The sequence below is a fragment of the Desulfobaculum senezii genome (assembly GCF_054657395.1).
The window spans coordinates 286,856-300,000 of sequence record NZ_BAAHYU010000002.1; the positions used below are offsets into that span (position 1 = coordinate 286,856).

Sequence of the window (13,145 nt, forward strand, 5' to 3'; positions counted from 1 at the left end):
TCTATCCATGAGTAAACAGGATACCACCCCCTGCACCGCGCCGGAACAACAGCACCTGTGCCGGCTTTTGTCCAAGGCGGGAGTCCCCTCGGAGCCGAGGTGGTACTCGCTTATCCTCTATATGCGGAGCCTTGAGTACAACGATACGTTGTCCGACGGACAAAAGGCCGCCATCCACGAGCTGTTTCTTGACCTCATCCGCCGCCGCGACTTCAGCGACGAGCGCTATGACGAAGTGGCGAGGCGGCAGGAAGAAATCCTGACCACGGACTACCGCGAGCGCCTTAAGGCCGCCTTGGAGGAATCCTCGGCGCTGCTGGAGGAGTTCGGGCAGCTGTTTTCCCGCCGCACGGGCGAGGTGCAAAACCTCGGCGAGGAAACGGTGCAAACCGTGCAAAGCGGCATGCCTACGGAAAAGATGGTGGAGTCGCTGCGCCGTTCGTTTAAGCAGTTGGTGGACGCCATGGGGCAGGACGCAATAGACCTGCACCGCGCGGCCAATACCGACGCCCTGACCGGGCTGGCCAACCGCAGGCGCTTTGATGATGAACTGCAGCGCCAGTGCGGCGAAGAGCGTGACGGGCCGCTGAGTCTGCTCATGCTGGATATTGATCTGTTTAAGCGCATTAACGACGCCTATGGCCATCAGATTGGCGATCAGGCGCTGAAGCTTGTGGCGCACCTTATTACCCAAGGGGTGAAAGGGCGCGCGGACGGCAAATGCCTGCCAGCGCGGTATGGCGGTGAAGAATTTGTGGTGATTGCGCCCGGCATGACGCTGGAGCAAGCCATTGACATGGCAGAGCATATCCGTGCCAGCATTGAGAAGTACCGCTTTGAGATCAAAAGCGTGGACGGCGATGTTTTGGAGCGGAATGTTGCGTTGACCATATCTATTGGTGTTGCGCAGTTTGATGAAAAATGGGAAGACAGCCACGCCGAGCGGTTAGTGCAAGGGGCGGACGCCGCTCTTTATGATGCAAAGAGGAGCGGACGGAACCGCGTGTCCGCTTATGAGGCAAATTAAAAAACTCAAGCGTGAGGGGTTGACTTTTTCTGCATTTGTCGGATATCTACCCCTCTCTCTTTCTTTGGAGGTAATAGGTCATGTATGCAATAGTTGAGTCCGGCGGCAAGCAGTTCCGTGTTGAGGAAGGCCGCACGATTGACATTCAGAAGATTCAGGCAGAGGCCGGTTCCGAGCTGGTTCTGGACAAGGTTCTGCTGGTGGATAAGTCTGGCGAAGTGACCGTGGGCGAGCCCTACGTCGAAAACGCCAAGGTTTCTTGCGAAGTGGTCGAGCACGGCCGCGAAAAGAAGATTATCGTCTTCCACAAGCGCCGCCGCCAGGATTCCCAGAAGAAGCAGGGCCACAGGCAGGACTTCACCACTATCAAGATCAAGGCCATCGAGGCCTAAGGTCAGTAAAGGAGTACTGAAATGGCTCATAAAAAAGCGGGCGGTAGCTCGAGAAACGGTCGCGATTCTATCGGTCAGAGACGAGGCGTTAAGCGCTTCGGTGGCCAGCAGGTCCTCGCGGGCAACATCCTCGTTCGTCAGCTGGGCACCAAGTACCACGCTGGCGAGAACGTTGGTGTTGGCAGGGATTACACCCTGTTCGCCCTCACCGACGGCGAAGTCAAATTTGAAAAGTTCACGCGCCGGAAGAAAGTTAAGACCCGGGTTTGCGTGGTTCCCTCTGAGGCATAGTCTCAGCGGTCGAGCACTTTCCGGGGCGGATGGCGCAGCTTTGCGCTATCCGCCCGTTTTTTATGCGCGAGTATCTCGCGCGGGGAGTTACCTATGCGCTTCGTAGATGAAGCACGGATTACAGTGCGTTCCGGCAAGGGCGGGCATGGCTGCGTGTCGTTTCGGCGCGAGGCCCATGTGCCCAAAGGCGGACCCGATGGCGGCGACGGCGGCAAAGGCGGCGACGTCATCTTCCGTGCGTCCGATAAGCTGTTGACGTTGTACGACTTTCGCCTGAAGCGCCTGTACGAGGCCAAAAACGGCCAGCCCGGCATGGGCAAGCAGCGCTTTGGCAGAAACGCCGAAGACCTCGTCATTGATGTCCCCGTTGGCACCTTGCTCTATGAGATTGACGAGGAAGGCACCGAAAGCCTCCTCGCCGACCTGACGGACCCGGACATGCAGGTTGTGGTCTGCAAAGGCGGACGCGGCGGCTTTGGCAACGAGCGCTTCAAGTCCTCCACCATGCGCACGCCGCGCTTTGCCCAGCCCGGCGGCGAAAATGAAGAAAGGACCCTGCGCCTTGAGCTGAAAATCCTCGCCGATGCGGGGCTGTTGGGCCTGCCCAACGCGGGCAAGTCCACCTTCATCTCCACCATTTCTGCGGCGCGTCCCAAGATTGCTCCCTATCCCTTCACCACCCTGACCCCGAACCTTGGCGTGCTTATCAATGAAGTGGGCGACCACTTTGTCGTGGCCGACATTCCGGGGCTTATCGAGGGCGCGCACGAAGGGCAGGGCCTTGGGCACACTTTCCTTAAGCATGTGGAGCGCACGCGCTTCCTCGTCCACATCCTCAGCGCCGAGGACCTTGACGTGGAATCCCCGTGGGAAGGCTTCGACATGCTCAATGACGAGCTGGCCCGCTATAATGATGAGTTGGCACACCGGCACCAGCTGGCGGTCATCAACAAGATTGACCTGCTTAGCGAGGACGACCTTGCCGCGCTCCGCCAGCGCGCCGAGGATGACGGCCGGAAGGTCTTTTTCATCTCCGCCCTCAATGGCGACGGAGTGGAAGAGCTTGTGAATGAAATGTGGCGGTTGTACCATACGGACACGGAGAGCTGAGCGGTTTGGACCGGATGGAAGGTTACACACGACCCGGAAGGCCTGAAATGGACTGGAAAGAGCAGAGACAACACGTCATCAAGGACGCCAAGCGTGTGGTCATCAAGGTCGGCAGCGCCGTCCTGACCGGACCGGACGGTCTGGATATGCGCGTTGTGAACCGGCTGGCGGACCAGATGGCCGCCATGCACGACAGGGGACTGGACGTTGTTCTTATCTCCTCCGGCGCAGTTGCCGCCGGACGCCGCGTTCTGGACACCGCCATCACGGGCGTTCCCGAGCGGCAGGCCGCTTCGGCCATTGGCCAGAGCCGCCTGATGCATGCCTATGACGAAGCCTTTGCGCGCTATGGCAAGGTCTCCGCGCAGATTCTGCTGACGCGTGACGACCTGCGCAACCGCGGCCGTTTCCTGAATGCATGGAATACCTTCCACAAGCTCCTTGACTGGAAGGCCATCCCCATCGTCAATGAAAACGACACCATTGCCGACGCCGTCAAGGAATTGAAATTCGGTGACAACGACGCGTTGGCGAGCCTTGTGGTCAACCTTGTCCACGCGGACCTGCTCATCAATATGACGTCCGCCTCCGGCGTGTACGACTCCAACCCGGATCAGAATCCGGATGCCGAGTGCCTGCAGTGCATTGAGGATATCTCGTGCATGGACATCGACTCCACCTGCGACGGCAAAACCTCCGCAGGGACCGGCGGCATGTATTCCAAGCTGCTTGCCGCGCGCCGCGTGGCCCAGCTGGGCGTGCCCACCCTCATTGTTTCCGGCGCGGAGCGCTACGTGTTGGAGCGCGTGTTCTCGGGCGAGAACATCGGCACATGGGTGGTGCCGGAGCACGAAACCATCTCGCGCAGAAAGTTTTGGCTGGCCTACAACAAGGTCCCGGACGGCAGCGTCAAGGTGGACGCCGGAGCGGCCAAGGCGCTGGTATGGCACGGCAAAAGCCTGCTTCCCGCCGGAATCGTGGGCGTTGAAGGCTCCTTTGGACATGGTGCGTTGGTGCGTGTGCTGGATGGATCCGGCGACGTTATCGGCGTTGGCCTCTCCAACTATTCCGACGAGGACCTGCGGGAAATCATGGGCCGCCGCAGTAGCGAAATCGAAGAGGTGCTCGGCGCGTGCCCCTACCCCGAGGCCATCCACCGCGACAATATGCTGCTGGACGCCGCCATTTGATGTGGCGCATCAGCGAGGCATTTTTCATCCCCCGTTCCCTGTGAGCGGGGGATTTTTTTTGCGGCTGGGGTCCGGGGCGGGGACGGCGGCGGTGGGGTGGTACTCTGCGCCATGCCCCGCAGGGGACGCAGGGTGCGTCGTCAGGGGCAGGGCCGCGCAGAAGCGTTCGCCGCAAGGCCGCGCGAAAACCGCGCGGGGAATGCGCCGGGTGCGGGCAGAACTTAGAGGGCTTCGGCGTTCTTGGCCACGGTCGTCAGGCGCGTTTGCGCCCAGACCAGCCACTTGGCCGCAGCGCTTGGGGCGTAGTTGACAGACAGTGGATTCATGAAGCCGTGCCCATGGGGCGTGGTGTGGCAGTGCACGTTCGGCGCGCGGTTGAGTACGCAAATCACATCGTCCACGCAGTAGTGCGGCTCGTGCGCGGGGAAGATGGCGTCTGTTGGCGCTTGCGGGGGCGTGTCCATCATGGTCCGGATGGCCGAGCCGTAAAAACATAGAACCGCGAGGAGGGGGACCGGAGACGTCTCCCGCGCGGCGGCCCATACCGCCCCGGCTCCGGCGCTGAATCCAACCAGCGCCACCGGCCCCGGCATCGACGCCAGCGTCTCCCGGACGCGGCGGGTGTAGGCCTCCAGCCCACCAGCTTCAACGTAGCGCGCGTAAGCTTCCCCTTCGCTGACAAAGCCTTGGTCCGCTCCATCGTACGGGTCCACCACCGTTACCGAAGTGGCAACGCGCCGAAACGTGTCGGCCATCATATCCACATGTGGGGTTCGTCCCCAGATTTCCGTTGCAAGAAGTATCTGCATTGGCGTCCACCTTCTGCTTGCGGTCGTTGCTTCGCCCCTAGCCATTCCTTAAATTGCGCCGTTTGTCACCTGTTTCGTCCGGAACGTGCGGGCCGCACCGCTGCAGTGTGTTCCTGCCAGAACGCATTGGCCCCTGCGCGCGGGGGAAAAGCGGGCGATGCACCGCCGAATCGGGCATCGTATATTGCGTAAAGGCTTTTGCAAGGGTAGAAAGGACAGTGGAGTGGTGCAGAGTAGGGCCGTGAAGACCGTCTATGGGAGGCTGGTATGGCGAAGACCGATATTCTGCTGGAAACCGGAACCAACGAGTTGGAAATACTGGAGCTGTTCATCAACGAGCAGGTCCCCGGGGGCGGACGTCCGGCGCCGAGCTTTTTTGGCGTCAACGTCGCCAAGGTGATGCAGGTCATCGAAAGTCCGGACCTTGATCCACCGGAATCGGCATCCAACCCGTGCTATATGGGAACCATTTCCCTGCGCAAGCACATCGTCCCGGTACTGGACCTTGCGGTGTGGCTTGGCATTGAGCGCGACCCCCACGAGTACGAGGTGGTCATGGTGACGGAATTTTCCAAGGCCGTGACCGGATTCCTTGTCTCTGGCGTGACGGAGATTCACCGCGTAGGCTGGCGCGATGTGGCCCCGCCGCACAAGTACGTCAACCGCATGGGCACATCCAGCATCATCGGCATGGTGCGGCGCGAGGATAGGTTCATCCAGCTGCTGGACCTGGAGCAGATTATTTCCGCCCTTGAGCCAAAAAGCATGAAGGACGATGAAGCGCCAAGCGTTATTGCCTCCAAGCGCTACCGCGCCGTGGTGGCGGACGACTCCCCAACCATCCGGCTGATGCTGCGCAAGAATTTGGAAGCCGCCAACTTTGACCTGCAAATCGTCAACAACGGGCAGGAGGCGCTGGACCTTGTGGAGAGCATCTCCGAGCGCGCCAAGGGCGAAGGCCGTCCCATCGGCGACTTTTTGGACATTGTCATCGCGGACATTGAAATGCCACTCATGGATGGCTTTACGTTGACGAAAAACATCAAGGACAACGAGATGTCCAAGGATATTCCGGTGATTTTGTATTCATCACTTATTACACAGGAACTGCGGCACAAGGGTGAATCCGTGGGCGCGGCGGAGCAGATTTCCAAGCCGGACATGGATTCCATGGCGGAGCGAGCCATTGCCATACTTGAAGGCCAGCCAGCTGGGGGCGAGTAGTCCATGATGGATTTTTCGCAGGATAAGGAAGTGCTCGACGCGTTCATTGAAGAATCGCGCGAGCGGCTCTCGGAGCTTGAGACGGGCGTGTTGGAGCTGGAGGAGCACACCGCTGCGGATGAAGATGAACTGCTCAACAGCGTGTTCCGGGCCGCTCACTCCGTCAAGGCGGGAGCCGGACTGCTCAAGCTGCACAGCATTGAGCGGGTCTCGCACTGGTTGGAGAATCTGCTAGGGCGCGTGCGCACGGGTGAGATTCAGGCCGACAGCGACCTTGTCACCGCGCTTTTGGAAGGCGTGGACGCCCTGCGTGAGCTCATTGACGACGTGCCCGATTGCGCGGACCGGGACGTGACGGAGCAGCTTGCGGATCTGCGCAGCGCCCTTGACTTTGCCCGCGTCCGCCAGCGGGATTAAGCGTCCGCTATCCAGTCCTCAAGGTGGGGCGGGGTGCCACAGCTTCCAGCCAGCGGGGGCAGGGGGCACGCCGCCGTCACTTCTACGCCGCCTTGAATAATGGACATGGGACGGTCCGACGACACCACAATGACCACAAGGTCATCATGCCCCGCCGTGAAACGCAGCGCGGAATTGTACCGCGCCCCGCGCGAGCGGTCCTCGGCGACAACACGCTCGCCATCCAACAGACAGCCAAAACCGTGCAGGGTGCCGTCCGCGCAGATGTGCAGGGCGCCGTCCACCTTGGCCAGCGCCTTGGCCACATGCAGCATATGCGGGTTATGCAGACTGATGGGGTTCTCCAAATGCTGGCCCGCGATGGGAATGTGCGGGCAGGAGAAATCAAGCACCAGCGTGCAGCCGTGCTTGCGCTCCTGCGTGCTGTGGACAATGTCCGACACAATGGTGAACAGCGCATGGCGCTGAGTTGCGTCGAGACGGCTTTCCAGCAGCAGTTCCTCCAACTGCACAAGGTTCGCCCGGCGCGTGGTGGAATGAAAAGCCCCGTCAAAGAAGCTGCACACCTTTTCCTCTCCCAGCCGCACAAAGCCATAATTCCCGCGAAATTCCGCCAGAACACATGCGCCGGGATAGGGCGGCATACCAATGCCAACAATGCTCGCGCCGTCGGACACCAAGGCGTAGGGCGAATCCTCAACCGAGAGCAGCAGCTTGCGCACATGCTTGTGGTTTTGCAGTACCGGGCGCTCATCGCGCGTGAATTTGGCCAGATAGGTCACGCTGTCGATATCCCCCGGTTCCACAAAGCACAGCCGCCCGCGCGCCCATGCGCCTTCCTCCAGCGTTTTGGAGATGCTCAGGATGGCGTCCAGTGTGGGATAGATGCGCAGTTTCGTGTCCATGCCCATGGCTTCGGCGCGCTGATCCACAATGAAATTGCGCACGGCGTGGGTGGCCCAGCCCTGAAGCACGGCCCCTGCAAGGTCCAGATGCAGGACGTTGTCCGAGGCAAACGCCTGCGACAGCATCCACGACGCATGCTCCAGCCAGCGTTCCGTCGGCCCCGTGGAGCACAGGTCCGGGTGGTGCTCCGTAAACCACGTCTGGTGAAAGATAGCCCGCGAGCGCGCGCCGACGTTGATGAGGCCGGACATGGGTAAGGGGTCGCACAAAATTTGTTCAAAGGGCGGGATGGAGGCAACCTTGCCGGGGCATTGCCGCCATGTGGCGTCCTTGAAAAAAACTTTTTCCAGCATGGGTTCATGCCCGCGCAAGAGGTTTTGCGGGTCGTGAATGCGCGGGGCGCTGTGCGGCGTTTCCGCGTAGATAAGCGCGGCGCGGCTGGATTGGGAAAAGTGCGACAGGCCGTCCCGGAGGCCGTCGTGAATGTGATAGATGCACAGGTTGCGGTAGGCGTCGTCGAGCATCGGTTCTCCGTTTTGTGTTGCAGGCTGACCAATGATTGCCACAAAACGAAAGGAATTCAAGCCCGGCGGCGTTTTTCCTGTATGGCATGATGGGGGCGGGGCGTGCTCCACACCGCCAATGGCGCTAGGATGGCGCGTTTTTTCCTGCGCGGACAAACTCCAGACATACGGAATTGATGCAGTAGCGCATGCCCGTTGGCGGTGGTCCATCCGGGAACACATGCCCAAGGTGGGCGTCGCAGCGGGCGCAGATGACTTCCGTGCGTATCATGCCATGGGACGTGTCGCGTTTTTCTTCAACGGCGTGCGGCGCGGCAGGGGCCATAAAGCTGGGCCAGCCCGTTCCGGAGTCGAATTTGTCTGCGGAGCGGAACAGCGTGTTGCCGCAGCACACGCAGGTGTACTCCCCATCGCCCTTAAAGGACGCGAATTCACCGGAAAATGCCGCCTCTGTTCCGCGCTTGCGGCAGATGTTGAATTGCTCCGGCGTTAGCTGAGCGCGCCATTCTTCGTCGGTTTTGCGAATTTTGTCCGTCACGTTCGGCCTCCTGCGCTTGAGGAAAGGGCGCGCCGCTACCGCTTGGGGGGGGCGGCGCGCTTTTTGGCTTTCGTGAATGTATCAGGCCTTGAGGTCTTTCAAAAGCAGGGAAACGGCAACCGTGCCGTTCTTTGTCTCCTGCGCGCCCACTTCGTGGAAGCCGTAGCGGTGGTGGAAGGCGAGGGAGTCGCCATTGCGGGGGCGGGTATTCACCTCGCAGGTGACAGATGGGCAGTCCAGCTGTTGCGCCACGGTGGAGACGGCGTCGTACAGCGCGGTGCCAACACCCATGCGCTTGGCGCGCGGCGCGACCACGATGCGGTCCACATAGACAAAGGACGGATAGTGCGCGCAAAACCACCGAAAGTTTTCACTGGCGTAGGTGACGTCTGGGGTATGGCCAATCATAAAGCCGAGGATGTCGTCCTGAGCTGAGGTGCAGGCCACCTGAAAGAAAGCGGCTTCGCGGATGGACCAGGCCATGAAGTCTTGGTCCACGCTGTTTACGGCGGGGACTGCGGCTTCATTGAGGGCGAGAATGGCGGGGATGTCTTCTGGCCGTGCGGGGCGGAGTTGTGTCTGCATGCGGATATGGTGGTTGAGGTGAAGGGGCGCTACGCGCCATGCGTGGCAAGAAAGGCCGCGCAGCGCGCCTCGGACCAAAAGGTGCCGTCGGAGTCCAGCTGGATGAACCCGACATGGCCTCCGGCGCGGGGCGTTTCCAGATACAGGTTGGGATTGTCGCGGGCCTCGCGCTCGGGGAAGCTGTCTTCACCAAGGAAGGGGTCGTCCTGCGCGTTGATCATCAGCGTGGGCACGGCAATGTTTGGCAGGACGGGGCGCGAGCTGGCGCGGGTCCAGTAGTCCTCGGCGCTGGCAAAGCCGAACAGCGGCGCGGTGAAGCGCTCGTCAAAATGGCGGAACGTGGTCACGCGGCTCAGGTCCGAAATATCGAAAACATCCGGAAAGCGTTCATGCTTCTGGCGGATTTTGTCCCGCAGGCTGCGCAGCAGGTATTCCGTATAAAAGCGCCCGGAGTGGCGGGTTTCCAAGGCGTGGACGGAGTCCACAAGGTCGCACGGGGCGGAGACGGCAACAGCGGCGCTGATTTCCTCCGGCACGCGGGAGGGCGCTTCACCCAGATATTTCAGGGTCTGGTTGCCGCCCATGCTAAAGCCCACAAGGGCAATGGAGCTGTAGCGGTCAAAGGACAGCGCGTGGGTGACGGTGGTGTGCAGGTCGTCGGTTTCGCCGCTGTGGTAAAAGCGCGGCGTGGCGTTCATTTCACCGCCGCAGCCGCGGCAGTTGCGCGCCAGCACGTCCCAGCCCGCGGCGTTCAGGGCGCGGGCCATGCCGCAGACGTACTTGCGGCGGGAGTGGCCTTCCAGCCCGTGGGTGATGATGGCAAGGCGGCTGGTGGTGGCGGTGCGCTTCGTGAAGCTCCAATCCAGCAGCAAAAAGTCGCCGTCTGGGGTGGGGATGCGCTCGCGGACATAGTCCACCTTCGGCGTGGGTCGCATCAGGGATGGCGCAACGCTCTGCACATGCGCATTGGCTAAGAGCGTTGGCGGTGCATAGTCGGGTATGGGCAATACTGGCATTGTTTCGGCTCCTTGAAGTCAGGCAGGGTAGCCATGTCGGCCTGCGCGGGCAAGTGATGAATCGCTCCCACTGCGCCAGCGCGCCGCCATGTCCCCTCGAATGACGATTGCCCTGCGGGGCGAGGTTTCGTACTATGCCCGGGCATCCTACTTCCAGGAAGTTCAATCAACTCTGATACATGCCCTAGGGGCGGAGGACTGCATCATGCAACTGACCACTGTGCGTATCGACAAGCCCGAAGAGATGAACTTCATCCTCGGACAGTCCCATTTCATTAAGACGGTGGAAGACATCCATGAGGCTGTGGTCTCCACGGTACCCTTTGCCAAGTTCGGCCTCGCCTTTTGCGAGGCGTCCGACAAGCGCCTTATCCGTTTGACCGGAACCGACGAAGAATGCGTGGAACTGGCGCGAAAGAACGCCAAGGCCCTGTCCTGCGGCCATGCCTTCATCCTGTTCATGAAGGATATGTTCCCCATCAACATCGTCAATACCATCCAGAACGTGCCCGAAGTGGTGCGCCTGTTCTGCGCGACGGCCAACCCCACTGAGGTTATCGTGGCCGAAACCGAGCAGGGGCGCGGCATTATGGGCGTTATCGACGGCTATGCCTCCGCTGGCGTGGAGCGCGAAGACGACGTGGCCGCGCGTAAGCAGTTCCTGCGGACCATCGGCTACAAGGCCTAACGCGGCGCCACCCGCGCGGGGGCGCGGAGCAGATCTGCCCCGGCAGGCCGCCCACTTCTTCGGCTCCAGCCTATGGGCAGGTAATGCCCACCACCGCCATACAGAAAAACGCGGCGCATCCCCTGAGGGACGCGCCGCGTTTGTGTGTCTGCCGCGTTCGGAACTTACTCGGCAGGCAAAAGCTCCGTATACAGCGTTACCGCCACCATATTGTCCACCAGTCCCATCTTGTGGAAGGTGCCGGAGCCGACGCCGTAGGCAAGGCGGTCGAGGTCAAAGCGTCCCTGAAAGCCCAGCACGGGCTTGCCCTCAAAGTCGGGCGCCGGGTGCGGCTTTTGCCCCAGCACCGTAAACGGCAGCGTGATGTCCTTGCTGGTTTCCTTCAGGGTGAAGGTGCCGCGCGCTTCAAACCAGCCATCGCCGCGGGCGACGATGTCGTCGCTGACAAAGCTCATGCGCGGGTACTTGGCGGTGTCGAAAAAGTCCGCCGTCTTCAGGTGTGCGTCGCGCTTGGCAATGCCGGTGTTGATGGAATCAATCCCAATGGAGATGTCGATGACGCCTGCTTCGGGGTGCTTGGGGTCAAAAGAGATGGTCCCCGTAATGTCATTAAAGAACCCCGTCACCTTCCCCACAATGTGCGTAATGGTGAAAACGGCCTGCGAATGGTCTGTATCCACGCTCCAGTCCCGGGCCAGAGCGGGGCTGGCGAACAGAACGCACAGGGCGATGGTCAGGCAGGCGATACCGCGGCGAATATGAGGCATGGTGCTTCTCCTTGTGGAATGCGGTTGATGGACCTTCCGCCAGTATAGCGTAAACCCTGCCCCGTGGACCAGCCCAATCGGGAGCGGGGGCAATGCGCTGGTTGTTGTTTCATGGCGGGCTTTTGGCTATGTCTTACGTCCCCATGATGGAATTTTCAGCAAGGAGACCACAGCCCATGACCACGGAGTACGCATTCACACTCCTCGAAACCCACGCCACTGTTGGCTTTTGCGCCTGCCTGCCTCAGGAGGACATGACGCTGGACGCCATGCTTGCGCACCTGCGCGCCGCGCCTATGGACGATGCCATGCGCCGCGCCGCCCTGCGTCATGTTGCGGCCTGCGATGAAGCCGAAATGGCGGACCTTCTGGAGCGAAGCCGCGCCGATCCCGTGGTGACGGGGCTTCTCCGCGAAGCCGTGCAGGGCAAACCGGATGTTGCCCAGCGCCTTGGGCTGTCCGGTCCCGCAACGCTTGCGGAGCAGGCGGCATCTCCTTTAGTGGACCTGCGCGCCGCCCGTGGTCCGGAGGCCGACGCGCACCGGAAGTGGACCATGGCGTTTCAGGCGAATATTGCGGACCACGCGCCGTTGGAGGACATCCGCCAGCAGGGGCTGGACCTGCCGTATTCCGCAGAAGCTGTGAAGACTGCCGGGGACGACTTTGTCCATGTGGCGGATGTGCGCGAGGCGCTCGCCCTGCGCCCCGCCAAGGAGCGCTATCCCTCGGCGGCGGAGACCGCGCGCCGCGCCGAAGCCGCGCTGGAACGTGCTGGTGTGTCCCTTGGCGCGCAGGCGCGGCATATGGATTCCCTGTCCCCCGTTGGGCTAGTGCGGGGGTGGGAAACGTCAATCAGCGTCCGTAATGGCGCGTTGGACTACACCGTGTCCGGCCAGCATATGTCCTATGGACGGGGCGTAGCCTTTGACGCCGCACAGGCCGCTCTGCTGATGGAGATTGTGGAGCGCTATTCCAGCTGGGTGAGCGTGGATGGCCTCGCGCTTCCGGACTGCGCCTCGGGCCGGGAGCTGGTCCGCGCGCGCCGCTCGGAACTTCTGGAGCAGGGGAGCGCCGCGCTGGACCCAAACGACCTTCCCCTTGATGCCTCTTATAGTAATGAGCCGCTGCACTGGCTCCCGTGTGAGAACGCGGGTGGGGCTATGGTACATGTTCCGGCGCAGTTCATCGCGCTGTTTGCCAACCTTGACGAGCAGGGGTTCTACGGCGGGCTCGGCTCAACCGGTCTGGCGTCGGGGAATACCATGCAGCAGGCGCGCCTTGGGGCGCTTCTGGAAATCATCGAGCGCGACGCGGAGACAACCACACCCGTGGACCCGCGCACGTGGCTTCGCGTGCGGTCGGACGACAAAGACGTCGCCGCTTTACTGGCGAAGTACTCCCGCCGCGGCGTGGATGTTCTCCTGCAGGAGTGCACCAGCGAGCTGGGTATCCCGTGCTACAAGGCCTTTGCCATCGGCCCGCAGGGGCAGGTGGTGAAAGGGGCCTCGGCCAAGCTCTCGGGCGCACGTGCGGCGCTGTCGGCAATTCTTGAGGTGCCGTATCCCTTCCCCTTTGGCCCGCCGTCGACGCCGGGACCGGAGGACCTCCCCGTGGTGACGCTGGAATCCCTGCCGGATATGTCCACCGGCAGCATCGCCACG

Annotated in this window: 15 protein-coding genes (1 of these 15 cut by a window edge); 9 read left to right on the forward strand and 6 right to left on the reverse strand. The window is 61.5% G+C overall.

Going from position 1 to position 13,145, the window contains the following annotated elements:
* Window positions 1–7 precede the first annotated feature (7 nt).
* The 5 genes from ACYQ2T_RS02070 to proB all read left to right on the forward strand — a co-directional run bounded on the left by ACYQ2T_RS02070 (window position 8) and on the right by proB (window position 4,010).
* Window positions 8–1,027 carry a GGDEF domain-containing protein gene (locus tag ACYQ2T_RS02070; protein ID WP_459898042.1) on the forward strand — a complete coding sequence of 340 codons (1,020 nt, stop codon included), beginning with the start codon at window positions 8–10 and terminating at the stop codon, window positions 1,025–1,027.
* An 80-nt stretch (window positions 1,028–1,107) separates the two neighbouring features.
* A complete protein-coding gene (rplU, locus tag ACYQ2T_RS02075; protein WP_404845808.1) occupies window positions 1,108–1,419 on the forward strand; it encodes a 50S ribosomal protein L21 in 312 nt (103 codons plus the stop codon).
* A gap of 21 nt (window positions 1,420–1,440) precedes the next feature.
* Window positions 1,441–1,710, forward strand: coding sequence for a 50S ribosomal protein L27 (gene rpmA / locus ACYQ2T_RS02080; protein ID WP_404845809.1), 270 nt, complete (start codon window positions 1,441–1,443; stop codon window positions 1,708–1,710).
* Between the two features lie 93 nt (window positions 1,711–1,803).
* Window positions 1,804–2,820 carry a GTPase ObgE gene (gene obgE, locus ACYQ2T_RS02085; RefSeq protein WP_459898045.1) on the forward strand — a complete coding sequence of 339 codons (1,017 nt, stop codon included), beginning with the start codon at window positions 1,804–1,806 and terminating at the stop codon, window positions 2,818–2,820.
* Between the two features lie 47 nt (window positions 2,821–2,867).
* Entirely contained in the window at window positions 2,868–4,010 is a 1,143-nt protein-coding gene (gene proB / locus ACYQ2T_RS02090) for a glutamate 5-kinase (RefSeq protein ID WP_459898047.1), read from the forward strand.
* Window positions 4,011–4,231: 221 nt separating this feature from the next.
* Here the strand turns inward: proB and ACYQ2T_RS02095 are convergent, their stop codons facing one another.
* Window positions 4,232–4,819 carry a dienelactone hydrolase family protein gene (locus tag ACYQ2T_RS02095; protein ID WP_459898049.1) on the reverse strand — a complete coding sequence of 196 codons (588 nt, stop codon included), beginning with the start codon at window positions 4,817–4,819 and terminating at the stop codon, window positions 4,232–4,234.
* 267 nt (window positions 4,820–5,086) lie between these two features.
* Here ACYQ2T_RS02095 and ACYQ2T_RS02100 point away from each other — a divergent pair, with 267 nt between their 5' ends.
* Together ACYQ2T_RS02100 and ACYQ2T_RS02105 are read left to right on the forward strand one after the other, a co-directional pair.
* Window positions 5,087–6,043 (forward strand): chemotaxis protein, encoded by a 957-nt coding sequence (locus ACYQ2T_RS02100; protein WP_459898050.1) that lies wholly within the window; start codon window positions 5,087–5,089, stop codon window positions 6,041–6,043.
* A gap of 3 nt (window positions 6,044–6,046) precedes the next feature.
* Entirely contained in the window at window positions 6,047–6,460 is a 414-nt protein-coding gene (locus tag ACYQ2T_RS02105; protein WP_459898052.1) for an Hpt domain-containing protein, read from the forward strand.
* Here ACYQ2T_RS02105 and ACYQ2T_RS02110 read toward each other — a convergent pair.
* The 4 genes from ACYQ2T_RS02110 to ACYQ2T_RS02125 form a co-directional block, all read right to left on the reverse strand.
* Window positions 6,457–7,890 carry a DNA integrity scanning protein DisA nucleotide-binding domain protein gene (locus ACYQ2T_RS02110; RefSeq protein ID WP_459898054.1) on the reverse strand — a complete coding sequence of 478 codons (1,434 nt, stop codon included), beginning with the start codon at window positions 7,888–7,890 and terminating at the stop codon, window positions 6,457–6,459. The two genes, ACYQ2T_RS02105 and ACYQ2T_RS02110, sit on opposite strands and share 4 nt — an antisense overlap.
* A 124-nt stretch (window positions 7,891–8,014) precedes the next feature.
* Window positions 8,015–8,428: a peptide-methionine (R)-S-oxide reductase MsrB gene (msrB, locus tag ACYQ2T_RS02115; RefSeq protein WP_459898056.1), complete on the reverse strand. Its 414-nt coding sequence runs from the start codon at window positions 8,426–8,428 to the stop codon at window positions 8,015–8,017.
* An 81-nt stretch (window positions 8,429–8,509) separates the two neighbouring features.
* Entirely contained in the window at window positions 8,510–9,013 is a 504-nt protein-coding gene (locus ACYQ2T_RS02120; RefSeq protein ID WP_459898058.1) for a GNAT family N-acetyltransferase, read from the reverse strand.
* Between the two features lie 29 nt (window positions 9,014–9,042).
* A complete protein-coding gene (locus tag ACYQ2T_RS02125; protein WP_459898060.1) occupies window positions 9,043–10,029 on the reverse strand; it encodes a YheT family hydrolase in 987 nt (328 codons plus the stop codon).
* A gap of 205 nt (window positions 10,030–10,234) precedes the next feature.
* On the opposite strand from ACYQ2T_RS02125, the gene ACYQ2T_RS02130 reads away from it, so the two are divergent.
* The gene (locus ACYQ2T_RS02130) at window positions 10,235–10,717 is read left to right on the forward strand and encodes an adenosine-specific kinase (protein WP_404845819.1); all 483 of its coding nucleotides are present in this window, start codon (window positions 10,235–10,237) and stop codon (window positions 10,715–10,717) included.
* Between the two features lie 164 nt (window positions 10,718–10,881).
* Here the strand turns inward: ACYQ2T_RS02130 and ACYQ2T_RS02135 are convergent, their stop codons facing one another.
* Window positions 10,882–11,484 carry a YceI family protein gene (locus ACYQ2T_RS02135; protein ID WP_459898063.1) on the reverse strand — a complete coding sequence of 201 codons (603 nt, stop codon included), beginning with the start codon at window positions 11,482–11,484 and terminating at the stop codon, window positions 10,882–10,884.
* 176 nt (window positions 11,485–11,660) lie between these two features.
* Between ACYQ2T_RS02135 and ACYQ2T_RS02140 the strand changes: the two genes are divergently transcribed.
* Window positions 11,661–13,145, forward strand: the 5' portion of a protein-coding gene (locus ACYQ2T_RS02140; protein WP_459898065.1) for a YcaO-like family protein. The gene runs 183 nt beyond the window's last position; the window shows 1,485 of its 1,668 coding nt (coding positions 1–1,485); it begins with the start codon at window positions 11,661–11,663; its stop codon lies beyond the right edge, outside the window.

What these genes read in the sequence shown, in the direction of transcription:
- ACYQ2T_RS02070 (WP_459898042.1), top strand. Translation starts at nt 8, where the DNA reads ATGAGTAAACAGGATACCACCCCCTGCACCGCGCCGGAACAACAGCAC.
- rplU (WP_404845808.1), top strand. Translation starts at nt 1,108, where the DNA reads ATGTATGCAATAGTTGAGTCCGGCGGCAAGCAGTTCCGTGTTGAGGAA.
- rpmA (WP_404845809.1), top strand. Translation starts at nt 1,441, where the DNA reads ATGGCTCATAAAAAAGCGGGCGGTAGCTCGAGAAACGGTCGCGATTCT.
- obgE (WP_459898045.1), top strand. Translation starts at nt 1,804, where the DNA reads ATGCGCTTCGTAGATGAAGCACGGATTACAGTGCGTTCCGGCAAGGGC.
- proB (WP_459898047.1), top strand. Translation starts at nt 2,868, where the DNA reads ATGGACTGGAAAGAGCAGAGACAACACGTCATCAAGGACGCCAAGCGT.
- ACYQ2T_RS02095 (WP_459898049.1), bottom strand. Translation starts at nt 4,819, where the DNA reads ATGCAGATACTTCTTGCAACGGAAATCTGGGGACGAACCCCACATGTG.
- ACYQ2T_RS02100 (WP_459898050.1), top strand. Translation starts at nt 5,087, where the DNA reads ATGGCGAAGACCGATATTCTGCTGGAAACCGGAACCAACGAGTTGGAA.
- ACYQ2T_RS02105 (WP_459898052.1), top strand. Translation starts at nt 6,047, where the DNA reads ATGATGGATTTTTCGCAGGATAAGGAAGTGCTCGACGCGTTCATTGAA.
- ACYQ2T_RS02110 (WP_459898054.1), bottom strand. Translation starts at nt 7,890, where the DNA reads ATGCTCGACGACGCCTACCGCAACCTGTGCATCTATCACATTCACGAC.
- ACYQ2T_RS02120 (WP_459898058.1), bottom strand. Translation starts at nt 9,013, where the DNA reads ATGCAGACACAACTCCGCCCCGCACGGCCAGAAGACATCCCCGCCATT.
- ACYQ2T_RS02125 (WP_459898060.1), bottom strand. Translation starts at nt 10,029, where the DNA reads ATGCCAGTATTGCCCATACCCGACTATGCACCGCCAACGCTCTTAGCC.
- ACYQ2T_RS02130 (WP_404845819.1), top strand. Translation starts at nt 10,235, where the DNA reads ATGCAACTGACCACTGTGCGTATCGACAAGCCCGAAGAGATGAACTTC.
- ACYQ2T_RS02135 (WP_459898063.1), bottom strand. Translation starts at nt 11,484, where the DNA reads ATGCCTCATATTCGCCGCGGTATCGCCTGCCTGACCATCGCCCTGTGC.